Here is a 21,512-nt window from a genome sequence, read left to right as displayed (position 1 = left end):
CTCCGCCTTCCAGGATACCAGCGCAGTCTTCAGCCCAGGCTGAACCAGGCCCGAACCTGCCGGGTCCACTGGGCGCGGCGCGACTCCCTGGGGAGGCCGGGCTCGGGCTCGCCGTGGGACCGCTGTTCCATCAGGTCCACGAGGCGCTCCAGGAGTTCCGGCTCGCGCTTGAGGGAGGCCTCAAAGGCCTCCTTGGGCACCTCGGCGATCTCGGCCTCCGTGAAGGCCACCACGGTGGCGTTGCGCGGGGCGCCGGTGAGCAGGCTGGCCTCGCCGAACCACTGGCCCGGGCCCAGCTCCGCCACCGGCTTCCAGAACAGGCCGGTGTAGGGGTCCAGGCGTTCCTCGGCGCGCACCACCTGGAGCGTACCGCGATGCACCGCGAAGAGAGAGGCCCCGGGATCACCTTCCCGGATGACACCCTCCCCTGGCGCCAACATCCGCAAGCGAAGTTTCCCGCGGAGGTCCTCCACCCAGTGCTCCGGAAGACCGAGCTGGCGGACGAGGTCCCGCATCAGCTCGGGCTCCGGGGCCGGTTCAGGTCGCGCCACCAGTGGGCTCGGCCCGTGGGGCCCCAGGAGGCGGAACCCCTCGCGCGGCAGCACGGTGGTGGCCAAGCGCGTGGCCTGGAAGGTGGCCTGGCGCCCATGGCGGAAGCCGAGCGCCCAGAAGCGGATCTCCAGGACCGCGCCACCCAGGTCGGAGCTGTGGACCACCACCTCGGGGCGATGGTGGGCGAGGTGCGGCAGGCCCGCCAGGGCGAGGGTGAGGCGATCGAGGGCGTGGTGGAGGTCGGGGCGCGGTTCCACGATGACCTTGGTGGTGCGCCGGTGCAGACCCGAGGGGGCGTAGAGGTTGGTCACCACGGCCTGGGCGATGGCGCGGTTCGGCAGCACGTCCATGTCGCCGTTCTCGGTGCGGAGCTGCACCGTGCGCCAGGTCATGGCCTCCACCTGCCCGATCAGCGTCTCGCGGCCCGGGCCGCCCCGCAGGTTCCCGGTGATCTCCACCCAGTCGCCCACCTGGAAGGCGGGGTCCAGGTGCAGGGAGATGCCGGCGAACAGGTTGCCGAGCACCTCCTGGAGGCTGAGGCCCACCACGGCGGCGGCGATGGCGCCGGTACCCAGCAGCTGGCCGAGGCTCACCTGCAGGATCTCGCGGAGGATGCCTCCGGCCGCCACCAGGTAGAGGGCCACCACGATGAGGTCCCGGGCGAAACCGGGTGTGGCGGTCTTCCGCTGGCTGAGCAGCGGGTCGAGCAGCAGGAACGAGACGAGCCGCACGGCTCCGTAGGCGAGCAGGGACCAGAGGAGAACCTTCGCCACCCGGTGGATGGCGGGGTGCGCGCTCACGTGCGGCAGGATGAGGGCCGCCGCCAGAAGCAGCAGGGCGAGGAAGATCCAGGCCGCGATCCGGCGTGGCACGCTGACCTTCTCCCTCAAGTCGCGGAACATGGGGGAGAGGATACGCCTATTCGAGGGCGCGGAAGGCCGCCACGGCGCGGCGGGGATCCCCCTCCCAGAACGGGCGGATGGCGGCGATTCCCGCGAGGCGGGGATGCGGGAGTGCAGCCGCGTGGGCGGGATCTACACCACCCAGGGCGAGGAGGCGCGGGCCTCCGGGAGGCAGGCCGTCCAGGAAGTCATGCAGCCGTTCCACCCCCCATGGCGCGCCCTTGCCGGGACTGGGAAAGATGGGGGAGATGAGCAGCTGGTCCGCGCGATTCCGCCAGGTCCACTGGTCTTCGTCGTGCAGGGGCCGGGAGAGGGGCACCAGGCCCTGCGGCACCTCGGGATGAGCCTCCGGGGCGTGGAGGCCGCAGCCTGCGGCGAAGGCGACGTCCAGGCGACCGGCCACCCAGAGGGCCACCTCCGGCGCAGTCGCCTGGCACCAGGCCGCCGCGTCCAGGAGGGCGCGAGCCTCCAGCTGCTTCTCACGGATGAGGAAGCCGTCCACGCCCGCGCACAGCACGGTCTTCCAGCGCTCGCGGTCGAAGCCGAGGCCCGGCGTGATGGCCAGGAGGATCATCCGAAGAGGCCCGTGAGGACGGCCGGATCCACCTTCGGAAGGCCCATGACCGCGGCGTTTTCGATCGCATGTCCCGGCCGGGCCATGCCGCAGAGGGCCACGGTGACACCGGGGCAGGAGCGGGGGAACTGGAGGGCGGCCTGCGCGGGAGTCGATCCTCCCAGGGCCGCCACGAGATCCGCGGGCAGCTGCGAGAGGATGCGGGCCTGCATGATCGAGGCGGAAGTCTGCACGGAGAAGCCCGCCGCCTGGGCCGCCTGGAGCGGCGTCATGCGTTCCCCCCGGAAGGTCTGGGTCGGGGCGAGGAAGGCCTCGGGCAGGGCCAGGTTCAAGGGGAGCTGGATCCAGCGGAAGTGGTGAGCCGGTCCACCGGCAGCCTCCGCGGCGACCAGCAGGCGCTCGAGGCTGAGGTGATCGGGCCGTCCCGGAGGCACCCGGAACCCGTTCCAGGTGGCCACGCCGTAGGCCCGGATCTTCCCGGCCGCGACGAACCCTTCGCAGGTCTCGAAGGCCTGTTGGATGGCGGCATAGAAAGCCTCGGGACCGAGCTGGGGGAGCTGCTGTTCCGGATTGTGCAGGTGGAAGAGGTCCACGGTCGCCACGCCCAGGGCGGCCCGGCTCACCTCCAGCTGGTGGGCCAGGTAGCGAGGGGTCATGGCGTGGCAGCCGTCCACGACCTCGTCGGCCCGGAGGACGCCCGGGCCCTCGAGCACCCGCCGGAACCAGGTCGCGGAGTCCTCGCCGGGACTGCCATCGCCCATGGGCAGGTAACCGGCCTTGGTGGAGATGAAAAACCCTCCCCGGGGCCGGTCCATGAAGGCCGCGCCCAGGGCCTGCTCCGAGCGGCCCCCACGGTAGTTGGCCGCGGTATCGAAGACGGTTCCCCCGGCCGCGAAGAAGGCCTTGGCGGCGGATACATAGCCCTCATCCACTACGCTGGTGGCCTCGCCGAGGTAAGTGCCCAGGCCAAGGGTGCTCAATTCCATGCAGCCTCCGGTGGGTGGCAGGGACCGGGTAGGGTGGGCCGCGGGGGATACCCGGGGGGGGATCGAAGCGAGGTTCGGCTTTGCCGGACCGAGCGCGGGGGCCCGGGGGTGTCCGCGCAGCGGAGAACCCCCGGACGACATCAACTATCCAGTTCTTCCTTCACCCCGCCGGTGCCCATGGTGACCAGGCGGTCCGCGGCGCGCCGGGCCCATTCGGAACCGGGATAGCTCTCCACCAGCTTCTGGTAGTAGCCCCGAGCCTCGTCCCGGAAAGTCTTGATGCGCTCGGTGGTGAAGGCTGTGAAATCCTTCGAGTACTGTTCCTTCTGCTCAACAGTGAGGGTCCTGAGATCCTCCTTCTGGAACTTGGCGGCATAGTCCTTCGCGTACTGGGTCGCTTCCTCCGGGGTGACCAGCCGCTGGCGCATGGCCTCGCCCAGGTAGAAATAGGCGCGCTCGCGATCCACGTAGTCCGGATAGGTCTCCAGCAGGGCCTTCAGGCGCCGTTCGGCTCCGGGGTAGTAGTAGACGTTCACGTAGAAGACGCCCACCACCAGCTCATGCTCGGCGATGCGCCGCCAGCACTGGAGCACCTTGGCCTTGGTCTCCCCGGCGTAGGGGCTGCCCGGGGATTCCGTCAGCAGTTGCTGGAAGCCCTCAAGGGCCTTGCGGGTCTCGGTCTGATCGCGCTCCGCGCTCTCGATGGCCGAGAAGTGGCAGAGGGCCCGGTGGTACAGGGCGTAGTCCCGGAGCTCATGGCGGGGGAAGTAGTTCAGGAAACTCGAGTATTCCACCTCGGCTTCGGGGAAGCTGGGGCTTCCCTGGAAGAAGAAGCTGTCGCCCAGCATGAGCTTGGCCTTGGGAAACTCGGGCGAGCCGGGGAGGTACTGCTCCAGCAGGCGCAGAGTCGCCCGGGCCTCGGTGAACTTGCCCTGCTTCATCTGCTTGTCCGCCGTGGCCAGGAGAACGGTGGAGTTGAGGGTCGTCTGGTCGACCGTCTTCGGTTTGCGGCAGCCCAATCCCAGCCCCGCGATCAGGAGGCTGAGGGAAAGGACGGTGAGGATGCGCTTCATGCGGACTCCGGAGACAGCATTTCAGACATGGCGGGACGGAGCGAAGGGTTCCAGGGACGAAGGGAAGGATTCCATGCCTGGCGCAGCTTCTCGAGCCAGGGTTCGGCCAGGGCCTGAGCTTGGGCTCGGCGTCGGTCGTGGAAGACCTCATGGTAGAAGCCGGCCAGGCGGTGGCGTTCCAGCAGGCCGGGCTTCACGGCTGCCCACAACGCCTCGGAGGCGTCGGGGTCCACCACGGTGTCCTCGCCGGATTCCAGCAGGAGCATGGGGCGATCGAGTTCCTGGCCCAGGGGCAGCAGTTCAGCCCGTCCCTCCTCCAGAGCGGCCCCGAAGGCGGCGGTGGCCCAGCGGTGGCAGAGGGGATCGGTCTCATAGCGCTGGACGAGGACAGGGTCGGAGCATACGCGGCTCTTGTCGCCATGGAGCTGGATGGGCCGGTGGGGCAGGAGCCAGCGCAGGAGGCGGGAGAGCAGGACGAGGGCCCTGGAATTGGAGCGCACGGCCAGGCTCGGGCTCGACAGGATCAGCCCATCCAGAGTGTCCGCATGCCAGAGAAGGGTGAGCAGGGAGACCAGCCCGCCGAAGCTGTGGCCCAGCACCACCTGGGGGCAGACCGGCAGAGGCGGCATGGGCACGCCGTCCACCATCCGGGCTGTGGCGCCGGTGCGCTCGGCGTCATGACGCCGCTCCTGGCGGAGAAAGAGCGCGAAGTTATCCACGAAGGCGCGGATGCCGTCCGCATCGCCCCGGATGCCACCGGACCGGCCGAAGCCGCTGTGGTCCATGCTGGACACGGACCAGCCCAGGCCGTGCAGCCAGTGGGCCGTGTGCCGATAGCGCTCGCCGTGCTCGCCATAGCCGTGGGAGATCACCACGCGTCCCTTGGGTTCGGGGTGTTCCCAGCGCGCCCAGGCCAGGTCCACCCCCCCATGGCCCGACAGGACCCCACGGATGGTGGGCTCCAGGTCGCTGGGCAGCACAGGGGTGGGATCATGCATCCGATCAGAATACCGTGGGGACGGCCCATCCCAGATTGCCTTAAACTCGAAGGTTCCCCGGAGGGCCGGGCTGGAGACGCGGACAATGGATTTCGAGACCCTGGTGCGGGCCAAGAACGAACTGGAGCCCCGGGTCCGGCAGCTGGTCGCCCACCTCGACCCCGAGCGCAAAGCCCTGGAACTGGAACAGATCGAGGAACGGACCACGGCTCCCGGCTTCTGGGACGATCCGGATGCCGCCAAGCCCCTCCTGCAGAAGCGGGGCTCGATCACCGATGACATCGCCCTGGCCAAGCGGCTGTCGGGCGGGTTGGAGGATCTGGAGACCGGGCTCGAACTGGCCAAGGAAGATGCGGACATGCTGGCGGAAGTCGAATCGGTGGAAGGTGATCTGCGCAAGGTCATCGAGGACGCCGAACTCCGCATGATGCTGAGCGGGGACCTGGACCACAACCACGCCATCGTGGCCATCGCCCCCGGGGCCGGGGGCACCGAAAGCCAGGATTGGGCGGCCATGCTGCTCCGGATGTACCTGCGCTTCTGCGAAGCCAAGGGCTGGGCCACCGAAATGATCGACTACCAGGATGGGGAGGAGGCGGGCATCAAGGGTGCCACGTTCATCGTGGATGCACCCTTCTCCTATGGCTACCTGCGGGCGGAGGCCGGCGTCCACCGTCTGGTGCGCATCAGTCCCTTCGACTCGGCCAAGCGCCGGCACACCAGCTTCGCCGCCGTGTATGTCAGCCCCGAGCTGGACGACACCATCAATGTCGACATCCCGGAGAAGGACCTCAAGATCGATGTCTTCCGCGCCAGCGGCGCTGGCGGCCAGCACGTGAACCGCACCGAATCCGCCGTGCGCTTCACCCACCTGCCGACCGGGATTGTCGTGTCCTGCCAGAACGAGCGCAGCCAGATCAAGAACCGCGCCACGGCCCTGAAGGTGCTGCAGGGCCGGCTCTACGAACTGGAGCAGCGGAAGTTCCTGGACAAGGTTGCCGCCGCCAGCGGCGACAAAGCCGATGTGGCCTGGGGCAGCCAGATCCGCAGCTACGTCCTCCAGCCTTACCAGATGGTCAAGGATCACCGGACCGGCGCCGAGACCAGCCAGACCCAGAAGGTGCTGGACGGCGACATCGATGTCTTCATCCGCACCCAGCTGCTGGCCAAGTCGCTCAAATCCGAGGGCTAGCCCCTCGTTCCGACGCCAGGGGTCATTCGCCCCTGGCGATCTTCTCCTGTTCGTCCTTCGGCAGGCGGAAGACCCAGCGGCCCGTGACGCGATCCCAGAGGTCGAAGCAGCAGAGCCAGTTCAGCAGGCCGGCGACCATCACGTAGGTGGCGCCATACTCCTGCGTGAGTGTGCGCACGGGCTCGGTGCCCGCGCCGCCGAAAGCCCAGGCGAAGGCGCCATACACGGGCCCGATGCCCAGGGTGCCAAAGGCGCCGAGGGTCGGCAGCCAGGCTCCCGCCACGGGTACGAAGACGCCGCCCTTCACGCCATCCACGGCACCGTGCTGCAGCTGGAACGCCGCCAGCAGGCAGAAGAGCACCCAGACCCCGAAGAAGATCTTGGCCCGGCCCTTCTCTCCGATCATCCAGTAGCCAGCTCCCGGCACCAGCCACTGGAACAGCAGGGGCTTCCAGGCCGCCTGGATGGCCTTCTTGCGACGGAGGGGCATGGGGAGCCTGAGCGTGGGCGTGGGTTCGGACATGGCTTCAGATTACCCCAGTCTTGGCGGTGGTCAGCCTGGTCGTGTCCTGGACGCAGGGACTGATGAGGCAGATCGACGTCCGGACGCAAAAAAAGAAGGGCCGCGATCCTGACTCCCCTCTTCCGCAACCCCTCGTGGAGTGAAGATACGGCGGCTCTTAGATCGAAGGCTGGTCCGGCATGACGAGGGTGCGATAGGTCAAATGATGTAGATACTTAAACTTGCGCAAACGCAGGCTGGGCACCACTCTTCTGGGCTCCACATCACCCCTCATGTCTCAAGGAGGTGCTCATGAAATTCCTGAAGCCCATCCTGTTCGGGGCCGCGCTCGCGGTCCTGCCCTTCGCCCTCACGGTCGGGTGCGACAAGAAGTCGCAATCCGAATCCGCGGAGACCAAGGACCTCGCCAGCAAGGCCGCAGAGGCCCAGCAGGCTGAAGGTCAGGTCCAGGGCGCCGCCAAGGCCCAGGCTGAAGCGATGGCCAGGGCGGGGTTGCAACCCAATGCCGCGGGGATCCAGTTGACCGAGTCCCAGCGCACGCTTCTCGAAGCGCGGGTCAAGGCAGAGAAGGACAACAGCACGGCCGCCCTCCTCCAGGAGATCCTGGATCGGGACAAGACCATCGGCGAGCTCACCACCAAGGTGGCCAGGCTCCAGGCCGAACTGCCCAAACCCCAGATCGCCACCGAGAAGGACAACCACTTCACCATGGCCGTGCGCTACCTCCGGGGGCGCGGCCTCTCCGAGGAGAAGGCCAAGACCCTCGCCGCCAAGGCGAACATCCTGGAAGAGCTCCAGCCAGGCTGGCAGGTCTACCACCAGTACATCGGCGGCTCATATCTCACGGCCGTCACCCAGGGCAAAGCTGTGGTCGGGCCCACGGAGTACCTGCACAACCAGCGGGCCGCGCTCCAGAAGGATCGCGACGACCTCTCCAGCCAGGTGGAAGACCTGGTGGCCCAGCGGACCAAGGTACAGGGGGAAGTGGATTCCCTGCTGACCGAGAAGACCACCCTGACGGCCCAGGTGAACGAGCTCACCGCCTTGAGCCAAGCCCAGAAGGTCAAGCTCAATTCGCTGCACTACCTGGTCGGCCAGCGCAAGCAGCTGGTCAATGAGGGCGTCATCGTGGTGCCCGTCTTCGCCAAGGACCGCATGGGGCCCAAGGCCGTCGCTTCGCGCTTCGAGAAGGACCTGCCCCTGGATGATCCGAATCCCATGGTTCAGATCCAGGCCTCCGATGTGGGCCTTGCCAAGATCAGCAAAGTGAACGTGGTTCCCGGCTCCCTGCAGAAGGACAAGGACTACACCGTGACCCTCGCCGACGATCGCAAGAACGCCACCATCCGCATCCTGGATCCCGAACGCCTGCGGAACGATCGCGTGGTATTTGCCGTGACGGATTGAACCGGGCAGGTACCTGCAGGGATCACAACAAAGAGGGGGCCAGTTGGCCCCCTCTTTGTTGAAGGTCCACCAGCGCCAGGATCAGTCTGCGGCGAAGGGGAGCAGCGCGATATTGCGGGCGCGCTTGATGGCTTCCACGAGGGCGCGCTGGTGAACGGCGCACACACCGCTGGTGCGGCGGGGCAGCACCTTGCCGCGCTCGGGGGTGAAGGCCTGGAGGGTCTTCACGTCCTTGTAGTCGATCATGGTGGACTTCTCGACGCAGAACTTGCAGAACTTGGCGCGTCGTCCCCCAAAAGCCTTCTTCTTCTTGGGCTTGCCCTTCTTGGCGTCAGCTCGGCGCTTCATCCGACCACCTCCTCAGGTGCACGATCCTTGATGCCGGCCTGGGCCTTGCGCTTGGCCTCGCGCTCGATGCGCTGCTTGGCGCGGCCCGCGGCCTTCTCAGCCTCGTCCAGGCGGACGCTCAGGTACTTGATGACCGAATCGTTGTTGCGGAAGCGGCGCTCCAGCTCGGCGATGAGGTCGGGCCCGGCGTTCATCTCGAAGAGCGTGTAGTAGCCCTCGCTGAACTTCTGGACTTCGTAGGCCAGCTTCTTGCGGCCCCACTTGTCGGTCTTGAGCAGCTCGCCACCCTGCTCCGCAATGATCCCCTCGAACTGCTTGACGAGCTCATCGCTCTGCTCGTCCGTCAGCGTGGGGGAGGCGATGAAGATGGTCTCGTAGTGACGCATCTGTCCTCCTTGTGGATGTGAAGCCCCCCACTGGGTTCCGGGGAGCAAGGAAGACGCCCTCCAGCGGAGGACGCGAACAGGTAGTTTCGCGTGGAAAGGGCCGGAATTCAATGGAAAGTCTCGAATTCTCAGCCTTCAGCGGCCGCCCAGAACGCGGTGGGATTCACCAGGTTGGCCAGGCCGCCCAGGTCCTCTGCCTGGCCGAGCAGGTCCAGGAACCGGGCGAAGGGGGCGTCCAGCCGGTCGATGACCGCCCATTCCGGATCGGTCCAGTGCTCCAGCACATAGTCCACCAGGGGGCGCTGGAAGGGGCCGATGCCCAGGCGGAGGCGGGCGATGTCCGTGGTGCCCAGGCACTCGAACACGGACCTGAGCCCGTTGTGGCCACCATCGGAGCCGTCCAGGCGGAAGCGGCCCGTGCCCAGGGGCAGGTCCTTGTCGTCATAAAGCAGCACGAGCTTCCGCGGGTAGATCCCGGCAGCCTCGGCCTGGGCGCAGGCCTCGCCGGAGAGGTTCATGTAGGTGGCGGGCACGAGGGCTTGGAGGTGGTCGGTCAGTGGATAGAGGGTGCCGGACTGGAACCGCTTCGCGGGAGAAGGGGCCAGATCGCGGCCCGCCAGCCAGCGCTGGAGCATGAGGCGGCCGAGGTTATGGCGGGTGTCCTGGTAGTCGGGGCCGGGGTTGCCGAGGGGAACGAGGGTCCACATGGGTTGAAACTATCAGGTATCGGCCGAGACACGAGGGGCCTTCAATGCTGGTGGTGGGGCTGGTTCCCGGCGGGCGCGGCCTGGCCTTCCGCTTCCGCACCCTCGGCATGGGCGCCGCCGCCAGCCGCAGCGCGGTAGACCCCGTCCACATAGTGGAGGAAGTCCACGTAGGCGGCCACGGCCTTCCGGCCGGAGGCGGGATCAGGCGTGGCCTGGCTCCGGGTGGCGCGGGCCTCCTTGAAGCGGGCCTCGAGACCGGGCTTGAGAACCCCGTGCATGAGGTCGAACACGGGCTTCATGTCGCCGGAGGCCAGGGCCTTGTCCGCGGCGGGGATGGCCGGGCCGAAATCCAGGCCCGCGGGCTTGAGGCCCGTGTAGGGGGCTCCTTCGCCAGCCCGGTGGATCCGCACCAGCGTCTCGAAGAAGTAGGCCTCGGCCAGTTCCTGGGCCTCGGGGCTGAGGGCGCCGACCTTGAGGGTGCGGGCGAAGGCGGCCCGGATCTGGGCCTCGTCCTCCGCCTTCACCCAGGCGAGCACCGGATTGACATCACCCTTCGCCAGCGCCGCCTTGGCGGCGACGACCACGGGGCCGTCCAGGGCGTCGCAGTGGGCACCCAGGGGCAGGGCGGAAAGACCGGCCAGGAGGGCTGTCAGCAGGATGGGGGAAAGGCGTTTGCGCATGGGAACTCCAATGGGGTCGCCGGTTCAGGCGGCGGGAAGGGGTTGCAGGATGGCCAGGAGGGTCGCGCACGTCTCGCTGGCGTCGTCGACGCGGCCGTGACCAGCGGCCCGGGTGTAGACGAGGTGCATGAGCAGGCCGAAAACCACGGTCAGCAGGGACTTCGGTGGGAGATCGGTCCGGATGATGCCTTCGTGTTGGGCTTCCAGGAGCGCCTCCAGGAGGAAGGCCTGGGTCCGGGCGACCACAGCCCGCAGCCGCGCGGCGGCGGCCTCCGGCAGCGCCATGGCGAATTGCTCGGAAAACATCAGCCGCCCGATTCCCCGGTGGCCGCCCACGACCTTCGCGCGAGCCTGCAGCAGGGCCTGGATGCGGTCCAGGGGAGGGATCGTTTCCAGCGGGAAGGTGCCCAGGATCAGCTCCTCCACCCGCAGGACGACGGCCTCGAGAATCTCATCGCGATTCGCGAAGTGGCGGAAGGGAGCGCCGCTGCTCACGCCCAGCTCCCCGGCCAGGGCGCTGGTGGTCAGGGCGGCGATGCCCCGGGTCTCGATGATCCGGAGTGCCGCATCCGCAATTTCGGCGCGCTTGGGGGTGAGTTCCAGGGCAGGTCGGGCCATTCCTTGAGTGTAAGTAAGCACTTACTTCTGTCAACCCCCAGAAAAACGGGCGCCACCAGGCGCCCGTTTTTCTGACAGCTGATCGCTGAAAGCTACTTCTTCTCTTCCTTCTTGCCCTTCTTGGCCACTTCGGGTTCGGCGGCGGCGGCGACCGGCGCGGCGGCTTCCTCCTCCTCGGCGGCCTTGCCGCGGACGGAGCAGACCGTCTGGTGGGCATCGCCGATGAAGGCGACGTTGGGCATGAGGGCGATCTGCTCGAAGCGGATGCTGTCACCCACGGCCAGGTTGGTCACATCCACGTCGATGTGGGCGGGGATGATGCTGGGCAGGCACTCGAGCTCGATCTCGCGGTGGGCGAAGTCCAGGACGCCACCCATGCTCTTCACGCCGATGGCGGTGCCGATGAGGCGCACGGGCACCTTCACGCGCACCTTGTGGGTCATGTCCACGCGCATGAAGTCCACGTGGCGCAGGCGGCCGGTGACGGGATGACGCTGCAGGTCCTTGATGATGACGTGGCGCTTGATGTCCGTGCCCTCGCGCTGGAGGAACATCACGGAGTTCATGCCGGAGTCGCTGGCCAGCACCCGGGCCACGGCCTTGGGGCTGATGGCGATGGCGATGGGGGCCTCGTTCAGGCCGTAGACCACGGCGGGGATCATGCCGCTCTTCTTGAGGTCGCGAACCGCGGCCTTGCCGAAGGTTTCACGCTTGGGGACGATCAGGACTTCCTGGGACATGGGATTCCTCCTACCTGGCAGCCCCGGCTTGGGCCTGGCTGCCCTCTCGTTGGTGGTGGGTCCGGGCGGACCGTACGGCGTCTCCTCATGGAGGGCCGAACCACCGATTCTGCCTCAAAAGGCCCCAAAAACAAAGGAAGTTCTTGGAGAGGGACGCTCTATGGCCTGTACCATCAGATCGTTACATCCGGGCATCACACTGCAGCCCAGAGGCCTCCCGTGTTCCACCCCATCCCCCGTCCCGAGGAACTGCTCAACCGCGAGCTGAGCTGGCTGGATTTCAATGCCCGGGTCATGGAGGAGGCCGAGGATTCGACCGTCCCCCTCCTGGAGCGGGTGAAGTTCCTCAGCATCGTGTCCAGCAACTGGGACGAGTTCTTCATGGTGCGGGTGGCAGGCATCTGGCGGCAGATCGACGCCGGCATCACCCAGCCCGGCCCGGACGGCCTGACCCCGCGCCAGCTGCTGGAGCGGGTGGCCTCGCGGATCCACGCCTACTCCGCCCGGCAGCACGAGCTCTTCCACGCCATCCTCGAGCCCCAGCTGGAGGTCGCGGGGATCCGCATCCTGGATCCGAAGCATCTGGACAACACCCAGAGTGCCTTCCTCCTCGACTACTTCGAGCGCAGCCTCCTGCCCCTGATCACCCCCCTGGCCGTGGACACGGGCCACCCCTTCCCCCGTCTGGGCAACCGCGCCCTGGTGCTGGTGGTGGAGCTGGAGCCGGACGAGGACCTGCTGGACGGGGACCTCCCGGCCTCGGAGCTCTCCTTCATCCACGTGCCCACGGGCTTGGCCTCGCGGTTCCTGCGGGTGCCTTCCGCGCCCGGAACGAACGCCTTCGTGATGCTCGAGGATGTGGTGCGCCATCACCTGTCGCGCCTCTTCCTGGGCTACACGGTGAAGAGCTGCCACGCCATCCGCGTGACCCGCGATTCCGATCTGCCGGTGGAGGAGGATCCCTCCGAGGACCTGCTCAAGACCGTGGAGGAAAGCCTGCGCGACCGCCGCCGTGGGGCCGTGGTCCGCCTCCAGTACGAGCACGGGCTGTCGGCCAAGGTGCTGGACATGCTCATCGAGGAGATGGAGCTGAGTCCCGAGGATCTGTATCCCAGCCTGGGCCTGACGGCCTTTTCGGACCTGATGCAGCTCTGCAGCCAGCTGGACCTGCCCCACCTCAAGGATACGCCCCTGCCGCCCCTGCCCGTGCCCCAGCTCGACCAGGCGGGCAGCCTGTTCGATGTCATCGCCAAGAGCGACATCCTGCTGCACCACCCCTATCAGAGCTTCGATGACAGCGTGGTGCGGTTCGTGCGCGAGGCGGCGGAGGATCCCAAGGTCCTCGCCATCAAGATGACGCTCTACCGGGTGACCGCGAACAGCCCCGTGGCGGCGGCCCTGGAGCGTGCCGCGGAGCGGGGCAAGCAGGTGGCTGCCATCGTAGAGCTGCGAGCCCGCTTCGACGAGGCGGCCAACATCGCCTGGGCGAGGCGCCTGGAGAAGACGGGCGTGCATGTGGTCTACGGTCTGCCCAACCACAAGATCCACTGCAAGGCCTGTCTCGTGGTGCGGCAGGAGGCTAGTGGCATCAAACGCTACTGCCACCTGGGCACGGGCAACTACAACGAGCGAACCAGCCGCCTCTACTCGGACCTGGGCCTCTTCACCGCCCGGCCGGAGTTCGGCGAGGATCTCTCCAACCTCTTCAACATGCTGACGGGCTATACCCGACCGCCACGGTTCAATCAGATCCTGCTGGCGCCCCAGTACCTGAAGAAGGCGCTCAAGGAGCGCATCCAGCGGGAGATCGCCCACGCCCGGAAGGGTCGGTCCGCCCGCATGGTGCTCAAGATGAACGCGCTCGTGGATCCCCAGCTCATCCAGCTGCTCTACGAGGCGAGCCGCGAGGGCGTGAAGGTGGACCTCATCGTGCGGGGCACCTGCTGCCTGCGACCCGGCGTGCCTGGGCTCTCCGAGAACATCCGGGCCCTGTCCATCCTGGACCGCTTCCTGGAGCACGCCCGGGTCTACCACTTCGCCAATGATGGCGAACCCGAGACGCTGCTCTCCAGCGCCGATCTCATGCCCCGCAACCTCGACCGCCGCGTGGAGCTGGCCTTCCCCCTGGTGGATCCCCTCCTGGCGGCCCAGGTGATGGAGATGGTGGAACTCCAGCTGCACGACACCCTGAAGGGCCGGGTGCTCGGTCCCGAAGGCGATGTGTTGCGCCGCGGCCTCGACCCCCAGGATCCGCCCCTCCGAAGCCAGCTCCGCATCTACGAGCACACCCTGCTTGCCAGCGGCGTGGGAGCTTTGACCCAGAAGCTGGGGCCGCTGGACCCGGATATTTAATATTCTCCGGGGGTTCCGCGCTGCGCGCACACCCCCGGACCTCCGCGCCGTGGCAAGGGAACCTTGCCTCGGCTTGGACTCCCCCAGCTCCGAGAGGAAACTGTGCGGCGCTGCAACGTGTCGGCCATTCATTCCCCGTGGCAGACTAATGGGCTGGAGACCCGCATGACCAAGATCAGCCGCGCCGCCCTGTTCGAAGCCCTGAATGCCTATGTCGTTCCCGGCACCAGTGCCACCCTCACGAACCTGAAGGCGGTGAAGGGCATCGACGTCACCGAGGGCAAGGTGACGGTGCTGCTCCAGCTCATGGATGCCTACCGGGACCGCGTGGCGGCCATCAAGCAGGCGCTGGAGGAGATCATCCTCAACCAGCCGGGCGTCACGGCGGCGGACATCGAGATCGGCTGGGAGAAGACCGCTCAGGTGGAGTTCAAGAACCTCATTCCGGGCATCAAGCGCTGCGTGGTGGTGGGCTCCGGCAAGGGCGGCGTGGGCAAGAGCACAGTCACCATCAACCTCGCCATCGCGCTGTCCCAGCTGGGCCTCAAGGTGGGGCTGCTGGATTCGGACATCTACGGCCCCTCCGTCCCCATGATGATGGGGCTGAAGGATTCGCCCCTGGGCACGCCGGACGGCCAGATCCTGCCTCTCGAGAAGTTCGGCATCAAGGTCATGTCCATGGGCCTGCTCATCGAGGAGGACCGGCCCGTCATCTGGCGCGGGGCCATGCTCAACAAGGCCCTCCAGCAGTTTTTGAAGGACGTGGCCTGGGGCGACCTGGACGTGCTGCTCATCGACCTGCCGCCGGGCACCGGTGACGTGCAGCTCACCCTCATCCAGAACGCCCAGGTGGATGGCGCGGTCATCGTCAGCACACCCCAGGACGTGGCCTTCCTGGATGCGAAGAAGGCCATCGGCATGTTCGGGACGGTGAAGGTGCCGGTGCTCGGCATCATCGAGAACATGAGCAGCTTCATCTGCCCCGGCTGCGGCCAGGAAACCCAGATCTTCGGCCACGGCGGCGTGAAGGCCGCCGCCATCCGCATGGAGCTGCCCTTCCTGGGCGAAGTGCCCATCGACCTTGCCATCCGCGAAGGCGGGGACAGCGGCAAGCCCTTCGTGGCGGAACATCCCCACAGTGTCCAGACCAAGGTCTTCCAGGACATGGCCGAGACCCTCAAGGGCGTGCTGAAGCTCTGATCAGGGCGCTCCGAACGCTTCCATCCGCAGGGGCCAGTAGGGACATGGACCCTCAGTTGAGCTTGCCCGCGCTCATGGCGGCGAAGTCGCCGGGGACGGGCACGGCGCCGAAGCTGGCCACCGCCGCCTGGCCTTCGCGGGACAGCACGAACCGGAGGAATTCCTTCACGGTGGGATCCAGGGCCCGGCCCGGTGCCTTGTTCACGTAGATGTAGAGGAAGCGGGTCAGCGGGTAGGTGGCCTTCTGGATGGTCTCGAGGGTGGGCTCCACGGCGTGGTCGCTACCGAAGGAGGCCACGGGCACGCCCTTCACCATGCGGTTGGCGTACTGCAGCGGGCCATAGCTGATGCCGCCGCCATCCACGGCCGGCGCCTCCACCACGGCGAACTGGTCCATGAAGGCCTTCACGGTGGGCTTGAAGTCCCCCTTCTTCATGACGTGCTCCCGGAAGAAGGCGCGGGTGCCGGAGTTCTCGTCACGGCCGTAGGCCTGGATGTCGCGCTGTTTCCAATCGCCGTTGAGGCCGAGGTCGCCCCAGCGCAGGATGTCGCGCTTGGCGCCGCCCTTGCGGGTGGTGGAGAAGATCGCGTCGATCTCCTCCATGCGGAGCTGTTTCACGGGATTGTTCGCGTTGACGTAGACCACCAGGGCGTCCACCGCCACGGGGATCCGCGTGGGGGCATAGCCGTACTTCCCCTGGAAGGCCGCGAGTTCCTGGTCGGTCATCTCGCGGCTCATCTGGCCCATGATGGCGCTGCCTTCGATCAGGGCCTTCGGGGCGGTGGCGGAGCCTTTGCAAATGAACTGGGTGGTGATGCGGGGATGGAACTTCTTGAAATCCTCGCCCCAGAGCACCATCAGGGGTTCCATGGAATCCGAGCCCACGCTTTTCAACTCTCCGGCCGCGGGGTGCTCGGCGGCATAGGCGGGCAGCGTGGCCTCCCTCGCGCCGATCGCCGCGGCCGATGGTGGCGGCTTCACGGGTGTCTCCGCCAGGGGCTGGCAGGCCAGGGCGACCAGGAGCAGGAGTGAGGCAGCGAGGGCGCGAAGCGGCATGGAAATCCTCCAAGCCCATTGCGCCATGCGGACGTGACGCACTCGTGAAACCCGGGCTCCTTCGCCGTGACGACCCAGGGAATGGAGCTATCCTGGACCATGGCCAAGTCGCAGATCCCCGAGACCCTCGCTCCGGATCTCCTGGAGCGTCTGCGCGCACGGTTCCACCCTTGGCCCCTCATCAGCGGATGGGGGCTCACCATCGAATCGGTGACTCCCGGGGGCGCCATCATGCTGCTCCAGCCCACCAAGGCCGTGATCAACGGCGCTCGCGGCAACGTGAACGGGGGCGTGCTGGCCACCATGGCGGACATGGCGAGCGCGTTGGCCCTCAGCACGGCCTTCGACGGAGCCATGCCCTTCGCCACCTCCGATCTGCACATCCGCTACCTGGAGCCCGCCCGGGGCGAGGTGCATGGTGCGGCCCAGGTGGTGCGCATCTCCGGTCGGAGCGGCATCCTGGAGTGCCGGCTCACCTGCGGCGACCACCTGGTGGCCCTCAGCACCGCCAACTTCGCCATCAAGCCCAGCATCGGCAGCTGAGATGAAGGCCGGGACGCCCTTCCCCGAGAAGCGGAACGCGCGGCAGGACGGCCCGATGCGGCGTCTGCGCTACACCCTGGCTCTGCTGGTGGCGGTCATCGTCTGCGGAGGGCTGGGCTACCACTGGCTGTCGCACCTCAATGCCCTCGACAGCTTCTACATGGCCATCACCACCCTGTTCACGGTGGGATTCCGCGAGCTGGGCGACGTGAACGCCCGGACCAAGGTCTTCACGATCTTCTACCTCGTCATCGGCCTGGGCGTGGCCACCTACGCCATCTCGAACCTGACCGCCCTGCTCCTGGAGGGGGACCTCAAGGGCTACATCATGGAGCGCCGCATGCAGAAACGCCTGGATGAACTCAAGGATCACATCATCGTCTGCGGCTTCGGGAAGATGGGCTTCCAGGCCGCCTGGGAACTGAAGAAGGCCGGCGTGCCGTTCGTCATCATCGAGCAGGATGATTCCAAGGGCCGCAGCCCCCGCTTCGCCGGCGAGTTGATCCTCTACGGCAACGCCATGGACGAGATGATGCTGGAGCGGGCGGGCATCCGCACGGCCCGCGGCCTCATCACGGCGCTTACCACCGATGCCGACAACGTGCTGGTGACGCTCACCGTGAAGCAGTTGCGGCCGGATCTTCCCGTGGTGGCCCGCAGCGCCAAGCTGGGCACCGAGCGCCAGCTGAGGGCCGCCGGGGCGGACCACATCGTGAGCCCCTACGAGATCGGGGGGCGGCGCATGGCGGGTCTGCTGCTCAAGCCCGAGATGATGAACTTCTTCGACATCGTGCTCCAGCAGGAACAGCTGGAGCTGGGCCTGGAACGCATCGCCATCGCGCCGGAATCGGCCCTGGTAGGGCAGACCCTGCGGGAGGCCCGCCTGCGGCACGCCACAGGTTCGCTGCTGGTGGGCCTGGTGCATCCGGGTTCGGGCCTGCGCTTCAATCCCTCCGGCGAGGAGCGGTTCCAGTCCGGCGACGAACTGCTGGTGATGGGACCCTCCGATGCGCTGGAGACCCTCACGCGACTGGCCAAAGGCTGAGGCCATGGAGGGGCATGCCCGCCTCCTGTTGGACCTGGCCATGGTGCTGGGGGTCGCCGCGCTGACCTCCGTCCTGTTCCAGCGGTGGAAGCTGCCCGCCGTCCTGGGCTACCTCCTGGCGGGCATGATCGTGGGCCCCCACGTGCCGGTGCCCCTGGTGGCGGACCTGAGCAATGTGCGGCTCATGGGGGAACTGGGCGTCATCCTGCTGATGTTCACCATCGGCCTGGAGTTCAGCCTGCCCCGGCTGCTCCGCGCCGGGCCGCCGGCCCTGCTCACGGGCACCCTCCAGGTGGGAACCCAGCTGGTGATCGGGTTCCTGGTGGCCCGGTTGCTGGGCTGGTCCCCTTTGGAGAGCGCCTTCTTCGCCGCCAGCCTGGCCATCGCCTCCACCATGATCCTGGCCAAGCTCTTCGACGAACGGGGCATCCACGGCGCCCTGAAGGAGACCGTGCTCGGCATTCTGCTGGTGGAGGACCTCCACGCCGTGCTGCTCCTGGCGGCCCTCACGGCGGCGGCCTCCTTGGGCGGCCCCAGCGCCGGCGCCATCGCCGGCACGCTGTTGAAGCTGGCGGTGTTCCTCGCGGTGCTGGTGGGCGTGGGACGGCTGGTGGTGCCCCTTGCCGTGCGCTGGGTGGCGGATCATGCCCGGGATGAGGTGCTGCTGGTGGTGGCGGCGGCGCTCTGTTTCGGGCTGGCCCAGCTCGCGGCCTGGGCGGGCTTCTCCGTGGCCATGGGCGCCTTCGTGGCGGGGATGCTGGTCTGCGAATCCAGCCGGGGCCGCAAGGTGGAGCACCTGGTCCATCCCCTGCGGGACCTCTTCGCGGCCATGTTCTTCGTGGCGGTGGGCATGCTCATGGAGCCCGCGGTCGTGCTGCGCGATTGGCCGCTGGTCCTGCTCTTCTCCGCTCTGGTCATCGTCATGAATGCGGTTTCCGTCACGGTCGGCGCCACGCTGGCGGGTCTGCCCCTGGCCCTCGGCGTGCGGGCCGGCCTCGCCCTGGGGCAGGTGGGGGAGTTCGGCTTCATCCTCCTCAGCGCCGGCATCGGGCTGGGCGTGGTGGATCCTTCCCGCTACGCGCTGCTGGCGGCCATCTGTGTGGCCACGGCCCTGGCCACGCCGGGACTGCTATCCGTGGGGGAGCCAGCGGCCCGGCTGGTGGAGCGTCACCTCCCCAAGGCCCTGAAGACCTACCTGGGCCTCTACCAGTCCTGGGCTGCGGCCCTCCGCGCCCCGGCCCTCCGCAAGGCCCCCGGCGCCGCGGTGCGGCGGACCTTCCTGCACCTGCTGCTGGATGCCATCCTCATCGGCCTGGTGGGCGCCCTCGCGCCGCGGGTGGTGCGGCTGGGCGCGGCCTGGCTCGAGGGCCACGCCTTGGGGCACACCATGGCCCAGGGGGCGGTGCTGCTGGCGGCGGCGATCCTGGTGGGCCTGCTGGTGCGCCGCATGCTGCGCCGCAGCCGGGTCCTGGCGGAGCGGCTGCTGGACCTGCCGGGGCCCGGCGGCCTGGGCGCCCGGCCCGACATGCGCCGGGCTTTCCGCACGGGGCTGCGGCTCGGCGTGCTGCTGCTCACGGGCCTACCCGTGCTGGCGGCCGTGCTGGCGCTGATCCCTCTGACCTCCCTCGGGGCCCTGAGCGCCGCCACGGCCCTGGCGGTCCCCCTGCTGCTCTGGCGCCGCGCCCGGGGCCTCCAGCAGGACCTCGATGCGGGGGCTGAATGGTTGGGCGAGAACGCGCAGGATCCCTGGGGCACCCCCGGGGCCTCCGTCGCGCCATCAGCCGGCGGCTGGCGCACGCTCCGCATCGGGCCCCACTGCCCCTCCCTGGGCCGGAGCCTGGCGGAGCTCGACCTGATCGGCGGTTCCAGCGTGGCCCTGGTGGCCCTCCTGCGGGAGGGGCACCTGCTGGAACCGCGACCGGAAGTCCTGCTCCAGCCCGGGGATGTGCTGGCCCTCAGCGGTTCCGGCTCGGCCCTGGATGCCACCCAGGCGGTGCTGGGGCGGGAGCAGGAAGCCGGGCCCTCCAAGGGTTGAGGGACTGTTTTCCTGGCCTGCTCAGGTCAGGGCCGCCCCTGAGGATTGATGGCTCCCGCCACAGGCTGGGTCGGAAGGCGGCCGTGGGGCAGCCGGGCCGGCATCTCCGCCAGTTCCCAGGCCGTGACCGCCATGGCCTGGGCTCCCTGAACCAGCTGGTCCGGCACGAGGTGGTCCGCGTAGTCCATCTGGCTGTGGTGGGTGCCCAGGAAGTAGTCCACCGGTTCCTGGATGGCGGCGAAGGCGGGCACCCCGGCCCGGTCGAAGGGGGCGTGGTCCGTGCTGTTCATGGTGCGGAGGGAGAGTTCCTTCACGCCCAGGTCGTTGAGGGGGGCGATGGCCTGGGCCATGAGGCCTCGGCAATTCTCGCGGCCCTGCAGCGTGAAGCCTTTCACCATGCCCGTGCCCATGTCGTCGACCAGCACGGCCTGGATGGCGTCCATGGCGTCTTTGTGGGCCTCCACGTAGGCGCGGGAGCCCAGCAGGCCCTGCTCCTCGCCGCTCCAGAGGATCACCCGCAGTGTGCGCCGGGGCTTGAGGCCCGTGGCCTGGAAGGCGCGCAGCACTTCCAGCGCGACGGAACTGCCCGTGGCGTTGTCCGTGGCGCCGGTGCCCAGGTCCCAGCTGTCCAGGTGGCCGCCCACGATGACGACCTCCCCGGGCAGCTCGCGGCCGGGAATCTCGCCCACCACGTTGGTGGCCTGGACAGGCTTGGCCGAGCAACTGCCGCCCAGGGACAGCTCGAGCTTCACAGGCTCCTTCCGCGCCAGCAGCCGCACCAGCATCTTGTAGGGTTCCTGGGGTGCGTAGGCTGCGGGGAGCGCGGGCTTTTTCGGGTCGCGCCCGGCGCCCCCGGTGGTGAAGCTGAGCCCGTTCTTGCGGCCCGACATGGACAGCGTGGCCAGGGCGCCCTCATCGAGGAGGAACTGCGTCATGGCCGCCTGTTCCGCCTGGTAGGTCTCGAGCCCGCCGCCCCGGCGGGGCAGGGGCGGGCGCTTGTCGTCGGGATTGGTGCGCAGCAGGATCCGGCCCTTCAGCTGCCCCTTGAAGGCCCTCAGCTCCTCCAGGTTCCGGGCGTCCACCAGGATCAATTCGCCCTGCACGGAGCCTCGGGTGCCCGGAGTCCAGGGCAGCTGATCCACCCGGAAGCGGATGCCGTTGTGGGTGAGCAGGCGCGCGCTGTCCACCCCGCGCGTCCAGGCCAGGCCGAAGTCGTAGGCTTCCTCGTGGACGTTCACGGCGCCGAGCCGCGTCATCTCCGCCTTGGCCCAGGCCTGGGCCTGCCGCAGCTGGTCCGAGCCGGTGAGGCGAGGGCCGATCACGTCGGCCAGGTACTCCACCCGGGCCACCACCTCCGCGTGTTCCTTGATGTCGCGTAGCAGCTTGCCGGCGGGGGTGTCCGGATAGTCCTTCAGCACCGGCACGGGCGAAGGCGCGGGGGGAGCAGCCGCAAAGGGTGACTGAGCCTGAAGAAGGGTGGCCAGGGTCAGGCCGAACAGGGCGGCGGGGATCCGCGGCATGAGAACTCCTGGAGGGAAGGGTGGATTCAGAAAACATCAAAAAGCGAGGTATGGCAAGTTGGGAGTCAGGCGGT

Annotated in this window: 21 protein-coding genes; 7 read left to right on the top strand and 14 right to left on the bottom strand. The window is 68.0% G+C overall.

The annotated features are described in order from the left end of the window. Positions 1 to 29 precede the first annotated feature (29 nt). The 5 genes from NOV65_RS08340 to NOV65_RS08320 all read right to left on the bottom strand — a co-directional run bounded on the left by NOV65_RS08340 (position 30) and on the right by NOV65_RS08320 (position 5,085). Positions 30 to 1,424, bottom strand: coding sequence for a mechanosensitive ion channel family protein (locus tag NOV65_RS08340; RefSeq protein WP_257305746.1), 1,395 nt, complete (start codon positions 1,422 to 1,424; stop codon positions 30 to 32). A gap of 46 nt (positions 1,425 to 1,470) precedes the next feature. After that, positions 1,471 to 2,028: a thiamine phosphate synthase gene (locus tag NOV65_RS08335; RefSeq protein WP_257305744.1), complete on the bottom strand. Its 558-nt coding sequence runs from the start codon at positions 2,026 to 2,028 to the stop codon at positions 1,471 to 1,473. Then, positions 2,025 to 3,014, bottom strand: a complete 990-nt coding sequence (locus tag NOV65_RS08330) for an aldo/keto reductase (RefSeq protein ID WP_257305742.1) — start codon at positions 3,012 to 3,014, stop codon at positions 2,025 to 2,027. Before NOV65_RS08330 ends, NOV65_RS08335 begins: the two co-directional genes overlap by 4 nt. Positions 3,015 to 3,154: 140 nt before the next feature. Then, the gene (gene bamD, locus NOV65_RS08325; protein ID WP_257305740.1) at positions 3,155 to 4,087 is read right to left on the bottom strand and encodes an outer membrane protein assembly factor BamD; all 933 of its coding nucleotides are present in this window, start codon (positions 4,085 to 4,087) and stop codon (positions 3,155 to 3,157) included. Further along, a complete protein-coding gene (locus NOV65_RS08320) occupies positions 4,084 to 5,085 on the bottom strand; it encodes a lysophospholipase (RefSeq protein WP_257305738.1) in 1,002 nt (333 codons plus the stop codon). The genes bamD and NOV65_RS08320 overlap by 4 nt, the downstream gene beginning before the upstream one ends. An 85-nt stretch (positions 5,086 to 5,170) precedes the next feature. On the opposite strand from NOV65_RS08320, the gene prfB reads away from it, so the two are divergent. Further along, positions 5,171 to 6,277, top strand: coding sequence for a peptide chain release factor 2 (gene prfB / locus NOV65_RS08315; protein ID WP_257305736.1), 1,107 nt, complete (start codon positions 5,171 to 5,173; stop codon positions 6,275 to 6,277). A 22-nt stretch (positions 6,278 to 6,299) separates the two neighbouring features. Here prfB and NOV65_RS08310 read toward each other — a convergent pair whose 3' ends face one another. Next, positions 6,300 to 6,800: a DUF6677 family protein gene (locus NOV65_RS08310; protein ID WP_257305734.1), complete on the bottom strand. Its 501-nt coding sequence runs from the start codon at positions 6,798 to 6,800 to the stop codon at positions 6,300 to 6,302. A gap of 291 nt (positions 6,801 to 7,091) precedes the next feature. Here NOV65_RS08310 and NOV65_RS08305 point away from each other — a divergent pair, with 291 nt between their 5' ends. Continuing rightward, positions 7,092 to 8,207 (top strand): hypothetical protein, encoded by a 1,116-nt coding sequence (locus NOV65_RS08305; protein WP_257305732.1) that lies wholly within the window; start codon positions 7,092 to 7,094, stop codon positions 8,205 to 8,207. An 81-nt stretch (positions 8,208 to 8,288) separates the two neighbouring features. On the opposite strand, the gene rpsR is transcribed toward NOV65_RS08305, so the two are convergent. The 6 genes from rpsR to NOV65_RS08275 form a co-directional block, all read right to left on the bottom strand. Further along, entirely contained in the window at positions 8,289 to 8,555 is a 267-nt protein-coding gene (rpsR, locus tag NOV65_RS08300) for a 30S ribosomal protein S18 (protein WP_257305730.1), read from the bottom strand. Further along, entirely contained in the window at positions 8,552 to 8,941 is a 390-nt protein-coding gene (gene rpsF / locus NOV65_RS08295; RefSeq protein ID WP_257305728.1) for a 30S ribosomal protein S6, read from the bottom strand. Before rpsF ends, rpsR begins: the two co-directional genes overlap by 4 nt. Before the next feature lie 128 nt (positions 8,942 to 9,069). Next, positions 9,070 to 9,648 carry an aminoacyl-tRNA hydrolase gene (gene pth / locus NOV65_RS08290; RefSeq protein ID WP_257305725.1) on the bottom strand — a complete coding sequence of 193 codons (579 nt, stop codon included), beginning with the start codon at positions 9,646 to 9,648 and terminating at the stop codon, positions 9,070 to 9,072. A 41-nt stretch (positions 9,649 to 9,689) separates the two neighbouring features. Continuing rightward, positions 9,690 to 10,328: a DUF6448 family protein gene (locus NOV65_RS08285; protein ID WP_257305723.1), complete on the bottom strand. Its 639-nt coding sequence runs from the start codon at positions 10,326 to 10,328 to the stop codon at positions 9,690 to 9,692. Positions 10,329 to 10,352: 24 nt separating this feature from the next. Then, complete coding sequence (locus NOV65_RS08280) at positions 10,353 to 10,946, bottom strand: TetR/AcrR family transcriptional regulator (protein WP_257305721.1); 594 nt, start codon at positions 10,944 to 10,946, stop codon at positions 10,353 to 10,355. 92 nt (positions 10,947 to 11,038) lie between these two features. Further along, on the bottom strand, positions 11,039 to 11,686 hold the full coding sequence (locus tag NOV65_RS08275) for a 50S ribosomal protein L25 (protein WP_257305719.1): 648 nt from the start codon (positions 11,684 to 11,686) through the stop codon (positions 11,039 to 11,041). A gap of 219 nt (positions 11,687 to 11,905) precedes the next feature. On the opposite strand from NOV65_RS08275, the gene ppk1 reads away from it, so the two are divergent. After that, on the top strand, positions 11,906 to 14,038 hold the full coding sequence (gene ppk1 / locus NOV65_RS08270) for a polyphosphate kinase 1 (protein ID WP_257305718.1): 2,133 nt from the start codon (positions 11,906 to 11,908) through the stop codon (positions 14,036 to 14,038). 165 nt (positions 14,039 to 14,203) lie between these two features. Then, positions 14,204 to 15,238, top strand: coding sequence for an Mrp/NBP35 family ATP-binding protein (locus NOV65_RS08265; RefSeq protein ID WP_257305717.1), 1,035 nt, complete (start codon positions 14,204 to 14,206; stop codon positions 15,236 to 15,238). 52 nt (positions 15,239 to 15,290) lie between these two features. Here the strand turns inward: NOV65_RS08265 and NOV65_RS08260 are convergent, their stop codons facing one another. Continuing rightward, entirely contained in the window at positions 15,291 to 16,295 is a 1,005-nt protein-coding gene (locus tag NOV65_RS08260) for a PstS family phosphate ABC transporter substrate-binding protein (protein WP_257305716.1), read from the bottom strand. A gap of 99 nt (positions 16,296 to 16,394) precedes the next feature. Between NOV65_RS08260 and NOV65_RS08255 the strand changes: the two genes are divergently transcribed. Genes NOV65_RS08255 through NOV65_RS08245 form a run of 3 tightly spaced genes read left to right on the top strand, consistent with a single transcriptional unit; the run spans position 16,395 to position 19,918 of the window. Beyond that, a complete protein-coding gene (locus tag NOV65_RS08255; RefSeq protein WP_257305715.1) occupies positions 16,395 to 16,838 on the top strand; it encodes a PaaI family thioesterase in 444 nt (147 codons plus the stop codon). Between the two features lie 55 nt (positions 16,839 to 16,893). Continuing rightward, positions 16,894 to 17,883: a potassium channel family protein gene (locus NOV65_RS08250; protein WP_257305714.1), complete on the top strand. Its 990-nt coding sequence runs from the start codon at positions 16,894 to 16,896 to the stop codon at positions 17,881 to 17,883. Then, entirely contained in the window at positions 17,846 to 19,918 is a 2,073-nt protein-coding gene (locus tag NOV65_RS08245) for a cation:proton antiporter (RefSeq protein WP_257305713.1), read from the top strand. The genes NOV65_RS08250 and NOV65_RS08245 overlap by 38 nt, the downstream gene beginning before the upstream one ends. A gap of 26 nt (positions 19,919 to 19,944) precedes the next feature. Here the strand turns inward: NOV65_RS08245 and NOV65_RS08240 are convergent, their stop codons facing one another. After that, positions 19,945 to 21,438, bottom strand: a complete 1,494-nt coding sequence (locus NOV65_RS08240) for a M20/M25/M40 family metallo-hydrolase (protein ID WP_257305712.1) — start codon at positions 21,436 to 21,438, stop codon at positions 19,945 to 19,947. Positions 21,439 to 21,512: the final 74 nt, after the last annotated feature.

It is taken from the genome of Geothrix campi, from assembly GCF_024609265.1.
Lineage (GTDB): Bacteria > Acidobacteriota > Holophagae > Holophagales > Holophagaceae > Geothrix > Geothrix campi.
Note: the sequence above shows the minus strand (reverse complement) of the source record. Positions and strands in the feature narration are given on the sequence as shown.

Bases quoted from the DNA above. Each gene is read 5' to 3' on its own strand.
- NOV65_RS08320 (WP_257305738.1), bottom strand. From the start codon at position 5,085: ATGCATGATCCCACCCCTGTGCTGCCCAGCGACCTGGAGCCCACCATC.
- NOV65_RS08265 (WP_257305717.1), top strand. From the start codon at position 14,204: ATGACCAAGATCAGCCGCGCCGCCCTGTTCGAAGCCCTGAATGCCTAT.
- NOV65_RS08335 (WP_257305744.1), bottom strand. From the start codon at position 2,028: ATGATCCTCCTGGCCATCACGCCGGGCCTCGGCTTCGACCGCGAGCGC.
- NOV65_RS08285 (WP_257305723.1), bottom strand. From the start codon at position 10,328: ATGCGCAAACGCCTTTCCCCCATCCTGCTGACAGCCCTCCTGGCCGGT.
- NOV65_RS08310 (WP_257305734.1), bottom strand. From the start codon at position 6,800: ATGTCCGAACCCACGCCCACGCTCAGGCTCCCCATGCCCCTCCGTCGC.
- pth (WP_257305725.1), bottom strand. From the start codon at position 9,648: ATGTGGACCCTCGTTCCCCTCGGCAACCCCGGCCCCGACTACCAGGAC.
- rpsF (WP_257305728.1), bottom strand. From the start codon at position 8,941: ATGCGTCACTACGAGACCATCTTCATCGCCTCCCCCACGCTGACGGAC.
- NOV65_RS08245 (WP_257305713.1), top strand. From the start codon at position 17,846: ATGCGCTGGAGACCCTCACGCGACTGGCCAAAGGCTGAGGCCATGGAG.
- rpsR (WP_257305730.1), bottom strand. From the start codon at position 8,555: ATGAAGCGCCGAGCTGACGCCAAGAAGGGCAAGCCCAAGAAGAAGAAG.
- NOV65_RS08305 (WP_257305732.1), top strand. From the start codon at position 7,092: ATGAAATTCCTGAAGCCCATCCTGTTCGGGGCCGCGCTCGCGGTCCTG.
- prfB (WP_257305736.1), top strand. From the start codon at position 5,171: ATGGATTTCGAGACCCTGGTGCGGGCCAAGAACGAACTGGAGCCCCGG.
- NOV65_RS08275 (WP_257305719.1), bottom strand. From the start codon at position 11,686: ATGTCCCAGGAAGTCCTGATCGTCCCCAAGCGTGAAACCTTCGGCAAG.
- NOV65_RS08330 (WP_257305742.1), bottom strand. From the start codon at position 3,014: ATGGAATTGAGCACCCTTGGCCTGGGCACTTACCTCGGCGAGGCCACC.
- NOV65_RS08240 (WP_257305712.1), bottom strand. From the start codon at position 21,438: ATGCCGCGGATCCCCGCCGCCCTGTTCGGCCTGACCCTGGCCACCCTT.
- NOV65_RS08255 (WP_257305715.1), top strand. From the start codon at position 16,395: ATGGCCAAGTCGCAGATCCCCGAGACCCTCGCTCCGGATCTCCTGGAG.
- NOV65_RS08260 (WP_257305716.1), bottom strand. From the start codon at position 16,295: ATGCCGCTTCGCGCCCTCGCTGCCTCACTCCTGCTCCTGGTCGCCCTG.
- NOV65_RS08280 (WP_257305721.1), bottom strand. From the start codon at position 10,946: ATGGCCCGACCTGCCCTGGAACTCACCCCCAAGCGCGCCGAAATTGCG.
- bamD (WP_257305740.1), bottom strand. From the start codon at position 4,087: ATGAAGCGCATCCTCACCGTCCTTTCCCTCAGCCTCCTGATCGCGGGG.
- NOV65_RS08250 (WP_257305714.1), top strand. From the start codon at position 16,894: ATGCGGCGTCTGCGCTACACCCTGGCTCTGCTGGTGGCGGTCATCGTC.